This window comes from Pseudomonas sp. P5_152 (genome assembly GCF_033989915.1).
Lineage (GTDB): Bacteria > Pseudomonadota > Gammaproteobacteria > Pseudomonadales > Pseudomonadaceae > Aquipseudomonas.
In genome coordinates this window covers 4,382,327-4,396,254 of the sequence record NZ_JASFAH010000002.1, presented here as the reverse complement: position 1 = coordinate 4,396,254, position 13,928 = coordinate 4,382,327, and the positions used below count along the sequence as shown (strand labels likewise).

The following is a 13,928-nucleotide window of genomic DNA, read 5'->3' as shown; positions in this document are numbered from 1 at the left end:
ACTGCTCAGGGCGCTAGACGTTCACGGCTCCAACCACCGTCTTGCAGACGGTAGTTCAAGCGATCGTGAAGACGACTGGCACGCCCCTGCCAGAACTCGATGCGCTCGGGCAACAGGCGATAGCCACCCCAATGCTCCGGGCAATCGGGCTGGCTATCGTGAAAGCGCTGCTCAGTAGCCTTGAGTAATCCTTCAAGCTCAGCACGATCGGCGATCACCCGACTCTGCGGGGAAGCCCATGCCCCCAGGCGACTGCCCAATGGCCGCACCTGGTAATAGGCATCGGACTCCTGCGGCGTGACCTTGACCACCCGCCCCTCGATACGCACCTGGCGCTCCAGGGCCGGCCAGAAGAAGGTCATGGCGGCATAGGGGTTGGCCGCCAACTGCTGGCCCTTGGCACTCTGGTAGTTGGTGAAGAAGGTAAAACCTTGCTCATCCAGGCCCTTGAGCAACAGGATCCGGCAATGCGGGCGACCCTGCGCATCAACAGTGGCCACGGTCATGGCATTGGCCTCGACCGGAGGCTGTTCGGTTTTCACCGCCTCGGCAAACCACTGATGAAACAGCGCGAAGGGTTCGGCCGGGGCCTGGGCCTCGGTCAAACCATCGCGGGTGTAGTCGCGGCGCATATCAGCCAGAGCCTGGGTCACGGCGTTTTCCTTGTGCAGGGTCGATCAGTTTGCAGCAGCTTTGGCCGGCACCGGTTTTTTCGCCGGGGTCGGGGTCTTGGCTGGCTGCTTTTTAGCCGGTGCGGCTTTCTTGGCGGTGGTCTTTTTCGCCGGTACAGCTTTTTTCGCTGGCGTGGCTTTTTTATCGGCCAGGGCAACGCTGGCAGGTTTGACGTCCTGGATCGCAACCATCTCGGCCACCGGCGGAGTTGGCGAGCTGTACTTGCTCAGCAGGGCGAGCATGGTGGTGCGCTGGGTCAGCACGATCTCGACACGTCGGTTCAAGGCGCGTCCCTGGACACTATCATTCGCTGCACGCGGCATCAGGTCACCCATGCCACGCAACATCAGGCGATCACGCTTCATGCCACCGAGGCTGAAGATCGAGGCTACCGAAGTCGCACGCTCCTTGCTCAGGGTCTGGGTCGCCGGGGCTGCGCCCGAAGAGTCGCCGTGGCCGAGCACCAGTACCGAAGTCTTGGTGTCGGATTCCACCAGCTTGGCAATCCGAGTGAACGGGCCGAGGGTCGAAGGCAACAGCATGGCCGGGCGTTTCGGGTTGAATGCTTCATCCACCGGAACGATCACTACCAGGATGTTCTCGCGACGCTCTACCTGCAGGCGCTTGTCCTGAATAGCACTGCGCAGGCGCGGCTCGTAGTCGTCCAGCCAGGCCTGGGTGATTTTCGGGTCAGGCATCGGTACATCCTTGATGTCCGCCTTGGTCACAGCCTTGGTCTGGTCGCTGAACGGCCACCACCATTTGCTCTCGGAGTCGGCCTTGGCCGCTGCGGCGGCAGCGCTGGTCGCCGTCAGCGGCACCACAGGCGCGGTGGTTTTGCTATCGACGGCGGCTTTGGTGGTGCTCTCCTTGGAGGAGAACGGCCACCAACTGCTGCCACTGTCCTGGGCCTTGGCCACGGGAGCCGGGGTTGCCGGGGCGGCAGCGACAGTCTTGTCGGCAGGTGCTGCTGGCGCCGCTTTGGCATCGACCTTGGCGTCCGGCTTGGCGGTGCCCTTGTCCGCGACCTTGTCGGAACCGGAACCGAATGACCACCAAGGGCCACCGTCTGCGTCACTTTGTGGGGTTTGTGCACAACCGGTGATGCTGAGACACAGGGCCAAGGCTAAAAATTTGTTCGGTGACATGGGATATCCACAAAATGAGATAAAAAGCTGTGGGTCTGCGACCCGTATAAACAGATGCTGTGCAACATGAAAAGCCACAGGGTTCCATTCCATGACTTGGTGGCATCTTTTATCAGAAAAATGCCTGGCAACCACCTTTTTACAGACAATCGCCGAGAACCCGCACCAGCTTCTGCGCACGCGGGTCCATCAACACGTAAGGGCCCAGGGTATTGGTGACAAAACCGAAGGCCACATCGTGTTCGGGATCAGCAAACCCGACGGATCCCCCCGCCCCAGGATGACCAAAAGCCCGAGGGCCGAGGCCGAAGGTGGCGTTGGGTACGTCCGGCTGATCCAACATACAACCCAGACCAAAACGCGTCCGGGTCAGTAGTGTCTTGTCCTCGCCCAGGCTGTGCTCGCGCGTCAGCTCCTGGAGCATGTCACTTTCCAGCAGGCTGCCATCCAGCAGTCCGCTATAGAAGCCGGCCAGGCTGCGGGCATTGCCGTGGCCATTGGCCGCCGGCTGCTGCATACGTCGCCACTCTGGCTTGTTGGTGCTGGTCATGATCGAGGGCGGATTGGTAAACGCCCGGGTGCTCATGGCTGTTGGCTCACGCAAAGTGACCTGCAACAGGCGCTGGGCGGCCGCATCGCCGACGTTGCCTTTGCCCCGTGCGATGTGCGCCACCCGATGGAACTCTGCATCGGCCAGGCCGACATGGAAATCCAGTCCCAAGGGGCGTGCCACCCGCGCGACGATCGATTCGCCCGGACCGCGGCCATCGGCCCGACGCAACAGTTCACCCACCAGCCAGCCATAGGTGATTGCCGCATAACCATGGCCTTCACCCGGCGTCCACCAAGGAGCTTCGGCCGCCAGGGCCTCCACCATGGTCTGCCAGTCGTAGAGCGCTTCGGGTGCCAGCAACTCACGCAGAGCCGGCAGGCCTGCCTGATGACACAACAACTGGCGCAAGGTCACCGCTTCCTTGCCGGCGGCGGCGAACTCGGGCCAGTAGCGTGCGACCGGCGCATCGAGTTGCAGCTTGCCCTCGGCAACCAGTTGCAGGGCGGTCACGGCGGTAAAGGTCTTGGTGCAGGAAAACAGATTGGCGATGGTATCACTGTGCCATGCCTGACTGCCGTCCTTGTCGGCCGTGCCCGCCCACAGGTCGAGGACGGTTTCGCCACCGATCTGGATGCACAATGCCGCGCCGCGTTCCTGGGAGTTATCGAACAGTGCCGCGAAGGCTTCGCGTACTGCTTCGAATTGAAGCTCGTAATGACCCTGAATCTGCACCCACCACTCCCCGGAGAAACATCTCGAATCGTTAGCGCATTGTTCCAGCCCTTGAGGGTTTTGGGAACCCGCTCGGGCTGGGCGGTCGCTGGTTTAAAGGGGTTGTTTCAGCGATTAATGGCCATTACCCGAATGCCCACCGGTGTGGCCGCCCTGCCCCGCGCCCTGCGGCTCGTGAGCAGGCTTTTCGCCCTCGGGTTTGTCACCCGCATTGCCGGCTTTCTCGGCGGCCAGTCGGGCTTGTTCGCCCGCCTTGGCGAGCTGATCGACGGCCTGCAGATTGGCCTTGCGCACACTGTCGACAAAACCTTGAAACGGAATATCGGTGATCCCCACCAGACCAAAATGTCCGTTTTCGCCATCCAGCAAGCGCCCGGTCACCGGTTGATCGAGGTACTGGAACCAGTGCACCCCGACAATCGACGGCTCGCTGAGCGCCTGTTTGACGAAGTTGGCATACGCCGGTCCCCGCTCCTCCTCCCTCGCCAGCTCCGTTACCCCACCCCAGAATGGGCCGCGATCCCGTGAACCGAAGTTGAACTCAGTGATCAGCACCGGCTTGTCCAGCGCCTGCAACTGGCTGAAGTCATAGCCGTCCTGGGGCTTGAGCGTGTACAGGTTGAAGCTCAGCACATCGCAATACTGTGCACAGGACGCCACCGCTTCGGGCGTACTGACGGCAAATCGACCGCCGAGCAGCAGGTGGTTCGGCGCATGCCATTTCAACGAATCGGAAATGGTCTTGAAGTAGGTGTCGGCAAAGACCTTCTGGAAGTATTTGAAGTCGGCTTCGATTTCCGGATGCTCGGGATTGGGTACCGGCGGCACAAACCCCGGGTCTTCCATCAATTCCCAGGCTGGCAGGTCGATGCCCCAGGCCTTCGACAGGCCGGCCTGATTGCGGTACTTGTCACGCAACTGCTTGAGGAAGGCGCGTTTGGCCGGCACGTCGGTGGTCATTTTCAACGTGCCATACGCCAGGGCATAACGCGCCTTGGGATCGTCACCGGGACCGGCCCAGGCCAGCTCGTTGTCCGCAAAGTAGCCGATCAACCAGGGATCATCCCGATGATCGCGTGCGGCAATGGCCACTGCACGTTCGGTGGCCATGGCAAAACGCGGGTCGAACGGGTCGGGCATGCCGCCCCACCAGTCGTTCCCGGTACTGATGCTGGTGTAATCGCCGACGATCGACAACGGCAAGGTGTAGGGCATTCGTGCGCTGTGGCCCAGAGCCGGCTCGCTCCAGTTGCCCAGGGTGTTGAAGCCCCACGCCTGCAGGCGATCCAGGGTGTGCCCGGCCCAGCGTTTTTCATCGAAGGCATAAGGTGCGCACGGCGCGACGGGCGCTTCGGCGCCGGTCTCGGCAACCTTCGCCGGGGTGCCGGCGACACAAGGCTGACCGTAGGTGCGTTGCAGGTTGGCGCCATAAAAGTCATACCAGCGACCGCCATTGAAGGCACGCCCGCGATCGACGCCATTGCCGCCGCGGTTATCGCCTTCACCGTAATGCACGGCCAGCGGCTGGTCGTTGCCCGGCAATACTTCGAACATGCCCTCGCGACCGGCGACGTAAGTCTGGCTGGCGTCTGCAGTGACCGTGTTGACCCCCAGGGAGTAGAACGGGTGACCTTGTGGTGTCACCAGGTACCAGCGCCCGTCGCGTTTCTCGGTGCGAAAAAAGCCGCTGGCCTTGAAGGCCGGGCCCTTGTTCAAGCCGCCGAAGGTGTCCAGGGCCGAGCGCTCGCGCTGGGCCAGCCAGCCACTCAATTGCTGCTGTTCCTTGGCGGCCGCCGCCTTGAGCTGCTCGTCAGTGGCGATCTTTTCCGGCCATTTCGCCCGGCTCGACTGTCCATAGGCATCCACCAGGGAACCGTAGACCGCCTGGGTGACCGCCACGCCGTCCTGCACACCAAAGCGCTCGATCAGGATGCTCTGGGCCACTTTCGGCTGATCCATCGACAGAGTGACCGACACCACCTGGGCCGGGTCCAGCTCACCCTCGCTGCTGGCCAGCAGGATCCGCTGACCATCAACGGTCATCGGCATCGGCGGGCCGGCCTTCATTCCTTGGCTCAGGGGCGAGCTCGGCTTGAGCGGCACCAACAGGGTTTGCGCCGGTCCGGCAGGCAGGTCGACGCGGCTGACCAGGGTTTTACCGTCGTTGCTCTGGATCTTGACGTAAAGCGTGACAGCCCAGTTCATCGCGCTCTGCAGGCGCAGGCTCATGACCCCCGATTGCGACCAGTCCCAGGCCCCGGTTTGCGGGGTCAGGCGCAGGCTTGGTTGCGCCGTCGGGTTGAACGTCACACGCCGCAGCACTTCGCCCTCGGCCGTTTGCTCCGCGTTGGATTGCGGCAGACTGGCATCCTGTGTCGTCACCTGGACCACATCGGCAGGCCGGACAAAGTTGAACAGCGTCTGCTGCCCGGCGGGTGCCGCCAGCAGAGGCGCAGCGAACATCAGGGCAAAAACAGCGGGTAACGAGCGGCGAATCATATGAACCAGGTTCTCCCTAGGGCCAGTGTGAAATCGGTGATAGGAGATAGACAACGAAGTGGGCGTTTCCGCCCACCCTGTCTCAAGATATTTCGCGACGGAACGGTGGCAAGGCGTTGAGGATCGCCTTTCCGTAACGCTGCGTGACCAGGCGTCGGTCAAGCAAGGTGATGGTGCCGCGGTCTTCTTCGGTGCGCAGCAGGCGACCGCAAGCCTGGACCAGCTTGAGCGAGGCGTCCGGCACAGAGATTTCCATGAACGGGTTGCCGCCCCGCGCTTCGATCCATTCTGCTAGTGCGGCTTCCACCGGGTCATCGGGAACCGAGAACGGGATCTTGGCGATCACCACGTGCTCGCAATAGGCCCCCGGCAAGTCGACACCTTCGGCAAAACTGGCCAGGCCGAACAGCACGCTGGAGTCGCCACCATCAACCCGCGCCTTGTGCTTGTTCAGGGTTTCCTGCTTCGACAGGTTGCCTTGAATGAACACTTGCTTGCGCCAGTCGCGGTCGAGGCCGTCGAACACGTCCTGCATCTGTTTGCGCGAGGAAAACAGTACCAGGGTGCCACGCGAGCCTTCCACCAGTTCCGGCAGGTCACGGATGATCGCCGCAGTGTGCGCCGGGGCGTCCCGCGGATCGGCGCGCAGGTCGGGAACCCGCAGCACACCGGCATCGGCATGGTGAAACGGGCTCGGCACGACCGCCGTCACGGCTTTTTTCGGCAGGCCGGCACGCATGCGGAAGCGATCGAAGGTGCCGAGGGCGGTCAGGGTGGCCGAGGTTACCAAGGCACCGTAGGCGATATTCCAGAGGTTGCGCCGGAGCATTTCCGCAGCCAGGATCGGGCTGGCATTGACCTCGATATCGAACAGCGAACCGCTTTCGGCCAGGGTCAGCCAGCGCGCCATGGGCGGGTTGTCTTCCGGGTCTTCGGCGGTAAAGGCGGTCCACAATTCCCAGTTGCCCTGGGAGCGAGACAGCAGGCTGCCAAACAGCGGGTACCATTCTTCCGCCTGGTTGCTGGCGATACCAATGTTGACCTCGCCGTCCATACCTTCCTTGAGCAGCTCCGTGAGCCGGGTGAAGACATCGGTCAGGCGGGCAAAGCCCTTCTTCAGTTCGATGCCCATCTCGCGCATGTGCTCGGGAATCACCCCACCGACAAACCGATGACGCGGGCGCTCACGGCCTTCGACGTCTTCGCCGGGCTTGAAGTCGGCTACTTGCTCGCAGGCACTGAACATGAACTGCTGCTGAGTCTTGATCTCACGCGCCAGCTCCGGCACTTGCTCGATCAGCTTGCCCAAGTCGCCGGGCAACGGGTGCTGGGCGAGCAACTTGGTGAGGTTCTTGGCGGTGGTTTCCAGCCAGTCGGCGGTGGAGCGCAGGCGCGTGTAATGGGCGAAGTGGCCGATGGCCTTGTCCGGCAGGTGGTGGCCTTCGTCAAACACATAGATGGTGTCGCGCGGGTCCGGCAGCACGGCACCGCCACCCAGGGCCAGGTCAGCGAGGACCATGTCGTGGTTGGTGACAATCACATCGACCTTGCCCATGCCTTCGCGCGCCTTGTAAAAGGCGCACTGACCAAAATTGGGGCAATGGCGGTTGGTGCACTGGCTGTGGTCGGTGGTCAGGCGCGCCCAGTCGGCATCTTCCAGGGCGGTGGACCAACTGTCGCGGTCGCCGTCCCACTTATTGCCGGCGAGTTTCTCGATCATGCTGGTGAACAGCTTCTGGCTGGCCTCATCGACCTCGATCTTGAAGCCTTCTTCCTCGAACAGCTGGGCCGTGGCGGTTTGCGCGTGGCCTTCCTGCAGCAGCATGTCGAGCTTGGACAGGCACATGTAGCGACCCCGGCCCTTGGCCAGGGCAAAGCTGAAATTCAGCCCGCTGTTGCGCATCAGGTCCGGCAGGTCCTTGTAGACGATCTGCTCTTGCAGGGCGACGGTGGCGGTGGCAATCACCAGGCGCTTGCCGGCGGCCTTGGCAGTGGGAATCGCCGCCAGGCTGTAGGCCACGGTCTTGCCGGTACCGGTACCGGCTTCCACCGCGACAATCGCGGGGTCGCCACTGCGCCGGCCTTCGTCGTCGGTGTCGATGTCACCCAGGACTTTGGCAATTTCGGCGATCATCAGGCGCTGGCCGTAGCGCGGCTTAAGGCTCTTGGCTTCGAGAAAACGCGAATAAGCGCCCTGGATCGTGGTTTTGAGTTCAGTGCTGATCATGGATTGTCGGGCGCAAAAAACGCTGGATAAATTTTCAGTGGTTCGGATCGGCCGCTATCATACCCCGCTAATTAATCCCGCGCAGAACGGAGTACCCCAATGACACTTTTCGCCTTCATTTATAGCCTGCACACACTGGCAGCCCTGGTGTGGGTCGGCGGCATGTTTTTCGCCTGGATGGTCCTGCGCCCCGCCGCCGGAAAGGCCCTCGAGGGCCCGGCCCGCCTTAAATTGTGGCTGGAAGTGTTCCCGCGCTTTTTTCTCTGGGTCTGGATTGCCGTGCTGATCCTGCCGATCAGCGGCGTCGGCCTGATCCACCTGCGCTTCAACGGCTTCGAAACCGCACCACGCTACGTGCAGATCATGATGGGCCTGTATCTGGTGATGACTGCATTGTTCATTCGTATTCAAGCACTGCAACTGCCCGAGCTACGCAAGGCCGTCCTGGCCGAAGACTGGCCGACCGGCGCCGCCACCTTGGGTGGGATACGGCGCCTGGTGGGAATCAATTTGATTGTAGGATTGGTGCTGGTCGCAATTGCGGCGGCGCGCCCGACATTTTAAAGACTCAGAGCCCGACGCCCCCAGCGACCACCGCGCAACCGGCCGAGCGTTAGCTCGTCTGAAGCTTTTAATCTCGAGGCCGCAGGGGCGAGGACTGCGTCCTCGAACGCAGCCTCGCGGGCTCGGCAGCTGCTACAGGGGATTGCCGAGATTGATCATGTGGCGCAGGTCGTCATCACTCCCTACAACCGCTGCAAACTAACAGCCCCAGCCGCTCCCTCTACCCCTGGCTGCCCGGCCACCCCAGGCCGCCCGCTCTTACCACCATCGGCACGATAAACCAGACACCCCTTGGCCTTGCCCCCCGCACCAGGTTTACCTCCAGCCCCCGGCACTCCTCCGGCGCCACCCTCAACCTGCACCTTGATCTGCTGCTCTGGATAATCACGTGGCAACTCCAGACGCACCAAAGCCCCTGGCGCACCAGCACGACCATCCCCCCCGTTATCCCCATCGGCACCACGGCCAGCCTCGCCCCAGGTGCAACCGGGTTCCTGACCGTTGGCCCCATCGAGCCCCACATAACCCGGGGCGCCAGCGCCACCGCGCGCATCCACCGACAACTCGGGCGCGTTCAACGACGCAATCCGCAAATTCAGGTTACGCCCGCCGCGAGCGGCCTTGAGGTAAGTACCCGGAGCGCCACGGGAAGTAATCTGGCTACCACTGGCAAGCTGGGCATGCCCGACCTTCAACTGCAGGACCTGCTCACTGGGAACAATCGCAATCCGCGCCTCGCGCCCCAGGCGTAACTGACCCACGTCCAACTCAGTGACGTTCGAGGGGATCAGCAAGGTGCCATAGTCCGCAACGTCCAGACGCTCCAGCTGCAAGGTGCTGGTGGTATTGGGCAGACGCATCAGCGAATGACTTTCAACACTGACCACCTGCGCCGTGGCCAGTGGGCTTACCAGTGCGGCAAGCAAACAGAGTTTACGCATGGCGATGCTCCCCAGACGTAGGGGCAGACAGGGTCCGCAGGTGAAAAATGCCAAACAGGAGGATTTGCAGGCGATCACGCCACGGGTGAGGGCGGCCCTTGAGGTTGCGGTGCACCAGCAGCACTTCCAACAGGTGGGTCAGCAGCAACAGGCTGGCCGCCAGATTGACCAGCAGATCAATCGGGTTGATTAGCGGTTCCACAAGATTGACCAGCACCACCAGCCAGAACATCAGGGTCAAACACTTGCCCAGCCCCCAAAACACTTTCATACGCTCCCCCGTGCTTCATTATTCTTTGCGCGCACAGTAACGACTTCCACGAGGGATGCGCCAGAGGTCCGTGAAAATTCTTGCGCGCCGGGCTGTTTAGCTGCCGGATCGACGAGAATCGACCATCCGGCAGCCGTCGATCAGCGACCGATCACCAGTTCAACCCGACGATTTTTCGCCCGCCCTTCTTCGCTGGCGTTGTCGGCCACAGGCTGGCTTTCGCCCATGCCCTGGCTGGTGAGTTTGTCCGGCGTCAGCCCCTGCTCCAGCAGGAAGGCGGCGACACTGCTGGCGCGCCGTTCGGAGAGCGCCTGGTTGTAGGCGTCTGTTCCCTGGCTATCGGTATGCCCGACCACCTTGATACTCAGTACGTCGGCGTTTTTCAGTTTATCCATCAACCCCACCAATTGTTCCTGGGCCGCTGGAGTCAATTGCGCGGAATCGAAGGCGAACAACACCTCTCCCTGGTCACTCAGGGTGATCACTTCACTTTGCGGTTCGACCGGCTTGACGGTGGCCGGGTACTGGGGAATCGGACACCCCCTGTTGTCGACCGGGGTATTGGCCGGGGTATCCGGGCAATGATCGCGACGATCGAAGACCCCGTCTTCGTCCTCATCGCCATCCTGCGCGTAACAGATCAAGCCTCCCGTCAACAAACCGAGTGCCGCGCCACCTGCCGCCCAACCACCACTTTCAATCGCGCCCAGGCCACCGCCCACCAGGCCGCCGATAAGGCTGCAGATCGGCCAGGTACGTTGATTGAGGGGGGCAGTGCCGTCGCTGTGGGTGGCGCAACCTGTCAACAGGCTGCCGAACAGTAGTACCGGTATCACGGTCCGCGCACGAAGACTCATGGTGAATGCTCCTGTGTTACCGGCCCATACCGGTCACTCAGGAGTAAAGACCCGCATCCGCGACTGCACAAGCCGCGGATGCGAGAGGGACTAGCGGTTGATTTTGATTTCGGTACGACGGTTCATGGCACGCCCGTCAGCGGTTTTGTTGTCGGCCACTGGCTGGCTTTCACCGGCACCTTGTACCGACACGAAGCTGGCACGTGGCACACCTTCTTCAATCAGGTACTCGACCACCGAATGCGCACGTTTATCCGAGAGTTTCTCGTTATAGGCATCGCTGCCCACGCTGTCGGTATGCCCGGTGACGGTCAGTTGCGCTGTAGCGGCTTCCTGTTTCAGTCGGGAGGCAATGGTTTCCAGCTTGGTTTTGTCGGCTTCGGTCAACTTCGCTGAGTCGAACTGGAAGTGCACATCACGAATGACGATGGTTTCCTCTTTGACCACCACCACTTCTTCAACCACCGGCTCAGGTGGTGGGCAGCCATTGGCATCGACCTGCACGCCTTTTGGTGTGCCCGGGCACTTGTCACGACTGTCCAGCACGCCGTCGCCATCTTCATCACCGTCGCCATGCACCCAGCAATAAGCGGCTGCCAATCCACCTACGAACAGCGCGCCACCGCCGGCCCATGCCGAACTTTCCGTCGCGCCGAGACCCGCACCGACCACGCCGCCCACCGCCGCACAGGTCGGCCAGTCGGTTTTCTGCAAACCTGCACAACCAGTCAACACACTGGTTAGCAGAACCAAGGGTAATGCTGTCCGAACTATGCTCATCGAGTTTTCTCCTGAGGGATCGGCGTACGACCGATTCAAGCAGTAAAGACCCGAGTTTTAATATCCGCCAGCAATAGGCCAGCTTGGCTGCATCGCATATTTACGGGCGATCGCAACATCCAGTGCAAACCCGCTCTAGGCCCGAGCGTTCGGGCAGGCTAGTCTTGGCAGTTCTGATTGAGGATCCTTGATGACCGCCGCTATTTCTTTGCGTACTCCCCAGCAGGCGCTCGCCGCCTTGCTCGATCGTTATGCGCCCAAGCGGCTGCTGCTGATCGGTGCCAGTGACTTTCCGGCGCTGCAGGCGTTCAAGCTGGCGCACCCCGACACCATCGTTGCCCAGGTCGCACCTGGCCCACTGCCGCCGGACCTGGCTGCGCAGCGCTTCGACCTGGCCCTGGCCCTCGACTGCCTGGAGCATTTGCCCAAGCGCGACGGCCTGAACCTGCTCGGCGGGATCCGCAACCTCAACGCCAGTCGCATCGTGGTCCTCGCCGACCTGGGTGCCTGCGGCTGGCAGGACACCGACTTCTTCTCCCTGGCCCTGCAAGCCAGCGAACGTTTCCAGCGCGACGAACAAGTATTGACCCTGTTCACCTATGATCTGCTTGACTACAAACAAGTACCTGACTGGCTCAACTCACGGTTCTGGGCCAATCCAGAGAATTTCGGAAAATACTGGTGGTAACACAATGAGTACATCCATCTGCCCTTGCGGCAGCGGCACGCCACTCGATGCCTGTTGCGGGCATTACCATGCCGGGCACCCCGCGCCATGCGCCCAAGCCTTGATGCGCTCGCGCTACAGCGCCTATGTGCTGGGCCTGATCGACTACCTGGTGGCAACCACCCTGCCCGCCCAGCAATCAGGCCTGGACCGCCAGTCGATCAGCGCCTGGAGCGCCCAGAGCACCTGGCTAGGCCTGGATGTGGAAAGCTCGGAAGTGTTCGGCGGCCAACCTGAACACGCCTTCGTCACCTTTACTGCACGCTGGCATGACAGCGACGGCGAACACAGTCACCGTGAACGTTCTTCTTTCGTACAGAACGCCGGGCACTGGTACTTCATTGACCCGACCGTACCGCTCAAGGCCGGACGCAATGACGCCTGCCCGTGTGCCAGCGGGCAGAAGTTCAAGAAGTGCTGTGCCGGGTACTTCGCCTAGGGGACTGAACCTGTACAGCGGGTAAAGGGAGCCAGACCATGCTCAACCAGCGCCGCGCCCTGCACTGCATCAGCCTGCTTTTGCTGCTGAGTCTCAGTGGTTGCGTGTCCTGGTTCAGCGACGATGAGCTTGAGCCTCAGGTCCACCTGCTCAAGGTCGAGGTGGTCCGGGCCCGGCTGCTTGACCAGAAGTTCATGCTGTACTTTCGCGTCGACAATCCCAATGACTCCAACCTGACGGTCCGCGGCCTGGAATACCGCATTCACTTGAGCCAGTTCCTGCTGACCGAGGGCGAGAGTGATCAGTGGTTCAGCGTCGACCCCAATAGCAGTGGGTATTTCCAAGTGCCGATCCGCACGAACCTGTGGCAGCACCTGCGGGAAGTGGTCAAGTTGCTGAAAAAACCCGAGCAGCCCATCCCGTACCGCCTGGAGGGAACCCTGCAAACCGGATTATTGTTCGGCAAAGACGTGCACCTTTCGCGTTATGGCGAGATAATTCCCGGCGATTTTATTCCGGAGTAACCCTGATGACCCAGCAACCCCACGTCCATGGCCCTGACTGCAACCACGATCATGACCATCACGAACACCATGATCACGACCATGGCCATGTGCACGGCCCAAACTGCGGCCACGCTCACCAGGAACCGGTGCGTAACGCCTTGAAAGATGTTGGCCGCAACGACCCTTGCCCATGCGGCAACGGCAAGAAGTTCAAGAAGTGCCACGGCGCCTGATGCGCTAGCCCCAGGCGTGTGGGAGCAAGCCGGACGGCGCTCCCACAATTACCCGATGCGGCTCGCCATCAGGATGTCGCGGGCAGTCACCACCGTTGCGTACTCGCCCTGCAAATTACCCAGCGACATGGCATGCACCTGCTGCGCGCAATGCCACTGGCCAAAATAGTCCTGCTTGTCGAAGGTGTAGCAGGCGTCCTCCACCACCCAGGTCTCATACCCCAGGTTGCCGGCAGTTCGTGCAGTGGCCTCCACCGAGTTATTCGTCGCCACGCCAACGATAATCAACTGGCTGACTCCCCCTCGCTGTAAATCCTCTGCCAGCCCGGTTGCGCAGAACGCATCTGGCACCTGCTTCTGGATCACCGGTTCACCCGCCAAGGGCATGAACCGCTGCTGAAATTCCACGCCCGACTGTTGCGGCCAGAACACCGATTCCGGCGAGCGGGACAGGTGCTGCACGTGGATCACTGGCCACGACCTGGCGCGCCACTGCTCGAGCAACTCGGCAATGCGTTCCTCGGCCTGAGGGTTGTTGCGCGGCCCGAGCCGGGGCTGATGGATTCCTTTTTGCTGATCGATCAGGATCAAGGTGGCATTTATCTGCAGTTGCATGGCGCTATTTCCCTCTGCCAATTACCCAATACCCCCCTTCAATACCGTCATTTACGGCAGCCAAACAGGCCTATGGTCGAAAAATCCGTGATTTATCCGACAAACCCTCAAATAAGCTCGGCCCCTGCTTGCGCGGCCCTCGGTCGCTCACTAACGTAGCGCCT

The 13,928-nt window shown here is 61.6% G+C and carries 15 protein-coding genes; 5 read left to right on the top strand and 10 right to left on the bottom strand.

Translation table 11 applies throughout. The features are described 5' to 3' along the window. Nucleotides 1–5: 5 nt before the first annotated feature. From pdxH to dinG, 5 genes are all read right to left on the bottom strand, one after another. Nucleotides 6–653, bottom strand: coding sequence for a pyridoxamine 5'-phosphate oxidase (gene pdxH, locus QMK50_RS19810; RefSeq protein WP_320333768.1), 648 nt, complete (start codon nucleotides 651–653; stop codon nucleotides 6–8). 24 nt (nucleotides 654–677) lie between these two features. Further along, a complete protein-coding gene (locus QMK50_RS19805) occupies nucleotides 678–1,820 on the bottom strand; it encodes an OmpA family protein (protein WP_320333767.1) in 1,143 nt (380 codons plus the stop codon). A 139-nt stretch (nucleotides 1,821–1,959) separates the two neighbouring features. Further along, complete coding sequence (locus tag QMK50_RS19800; protein ID WP_320333766.1) at nucleotides 1,960–3,105, bottom strand: serine hydrolase domain-containing protein; 1,146 nt, start codon at nucleotides 3,103–3,105, stop codon at nucleotides 1,960–1,962. Nucleotides 3,106–3,219: 114 nt separating this feature from the next. Beyond that, nucleotides 3,220–5,604 carry a beta-agarase gene (locus tag QMK50_RS19795; protein ID WP_320333765.1) on the bottom strand — a complete coding sequence of 795 codons (2,385 nt, stop codon included), beginning with the start codon at nucleotides 5,602–5,604 and terminating at the stop codon, nucleotides 3,220–3,222. Between the two features lie 82 nt (nucleotides 5,605–5,686). Continuing rightward, nucleotides 5,687–7,831 carry an ATP-dependent DNA helicase DinG gene (gene dinG, locus QMK50_RS19790; protein ID WP_095166957.1) on the bottom strand — a complete coding sequence of 715 codons (2,145 nt, stop codon included), beginning with the start codon at nucleotides 7,829–7,831 and terminating at the stop codon, nucleotides 5,687–5,689. Nucleotides 7,832–7,930: 99 nt separating this feature from the next. On the opposite strand from dinG, the gene QMK50_RS19785 reads away from it, so the two are divergent. After that, nucleotides 7,931–8,395, top strand: a complete 465-nt coding sequence (locus QMK50_RS19785; RefSeq protein WP_159994097.1) for a CopD family protein — start codon at nucleotides 7,931–7,933, stop codon at nucleotides 8,393–8,395. A gap of 182 nt (nucleotides 8,396–8,577) precedes the next feature. Here the strand turns inward: QMK50_RS19785 and QMK50_RS19780 are convergent, their stop codons facing one another. The 4 genes from QMK50_RS19780 to QMK50_RS19765 all read right to left on the bottom strand — a co-directional run bounded on the left by QMK50_RS19780 (nucleotide 8,578) and on the right by QMK50_RS19765 (nucleotide 11,244). Next, nucleotides 8,578–9,336 (bottom strand): collagen-like protein, encoded by a 759-nt coding sequence (locus tag QMK50_RS19780; protein WP_320333764.1) that lies wholly within the window; start codon nucleotides 9,334–9,336, stop codon nucleotides 8,578–8,580. After that, on the bottom strand, nucleotides 9,329–9,607 hold the full coding sequence (locus tag QMK50_RS19775; RefSeq protein WP_095166951.1) for a DUF1145 domain-containing protein: 279 nt from the start codon (nucleotides 9,605–9,607) through the stop codon (nucleotides 9,329–9,331). Before QMK50_RS19775 ends, QMK50_RS19780 begins: the two co-directional genes overlap by 8 nt. Nucleotides 9,608–9,747: 140 nt before the next feature. After that, nucleotides 9,748–10,464, bottom strand: coding sequence for an OmpA family protein (locus tag QMK50_RS19770; protein ID WP_095166949.1), 717 nt, complete (start codon nucleotides 10,462–10,464; stop codon nucleotides 9,748–9,750). A 90-nt stretch (nucleotides 10,465–10,554) separates the two neighbouring features. Beyond that, on the bottom strand, nucleotides 10,555–11,244 hold the full coding sequence (locus QMK50_RS19765; protein WP_320333763.1) for an OmpA family protein: 690 nt from the start codon (nucleotides 11,242–11,244) through the stop codon (nucleotides 10,555–10,557). Between the two features lie 190 nt (nucleotides 11,245–11,434). On the opposite strand from QMK50_RS19765, the gene QMK50_RS19760 reads away from it, so the two are divergent. Genes QMK50_RS19760 through QMK50_RS19745 form a run of 4 tightly spaced genes read left to right on the top strand, consistent with a single transcriptional unit; the run spans nucleotide 11,435 to nucleotide 13,149 of the window. Next, nucleotides 11,435–11,932, top strand: coding sequence for a DUF6231 family protein (locus QMK50_RS19760; RefSeq protein ID WP_095166945.1), 498 nt, complete (start codon nucleotides 11,435–11,437; stop codon nucleotides 11,930–11,932). Between the two features lie 4 nt (nucleotides 11,933–11,936). Then, nucleotides 11,937–12,410, top strand: a complete 474-nt coding sequence (locus QMK50_RS19755) for a YchJ family protein (protein ID WP_320333762.1) — start codon at nucleotides 11,937–11,939, stop codon at nucleotides 12,408–12,410. Between the two features lie 38 nt (nucleotides 12,411–12,448). After that, the gene (locus QMK50_RS19750; RefSeq protein WP_320333761.1) at nucleotides 12,449–12,934 is read left to right on the top strand and encodes an LEA type 2 family protein; all 486 of its coding nucleotides are present in this window, start codon (nucleotides 12,449–12,451) and stop codon (nucleotides 12,932–12,934) included. Between the two features lie 5 nt (nucleotides 12,935–12,939). After that, the gene (locus tag QMK50_RS19745) at nucleotides 12,940–13,149 is read left to right on the top strand and encodes an SEC-C metal-binding domain-containing protein (protein ID WP_064676164.1); all 210 of its coding nucleotides are present in this window, start codon (nucleotides 12,940–12,942) and stop codon (nucleotides 13,147–13,149) included. A gap of 48 nt (nucleotides 13,150–13,197) precedes the next feature. Here QMK50_RS19745 and QMK50_RS19740 read toward each other — a convergent pair whose 3' ends face one another. Next, the gene (locus QMK50_RS19740; protein WP_095166939.1) at nucleotides 13,198–13,764 is read right to left on the bottom strand and encodes a cysteine hydrolase family protein; all 567 of its coding nucleotides are present in this window, start codon (nucleotides 13,762–13,764) and stop codon (nucleotides 13,198–13,200) included. Nucleotides 13,765–13,928: the final 164 nt, after the last annotated feature.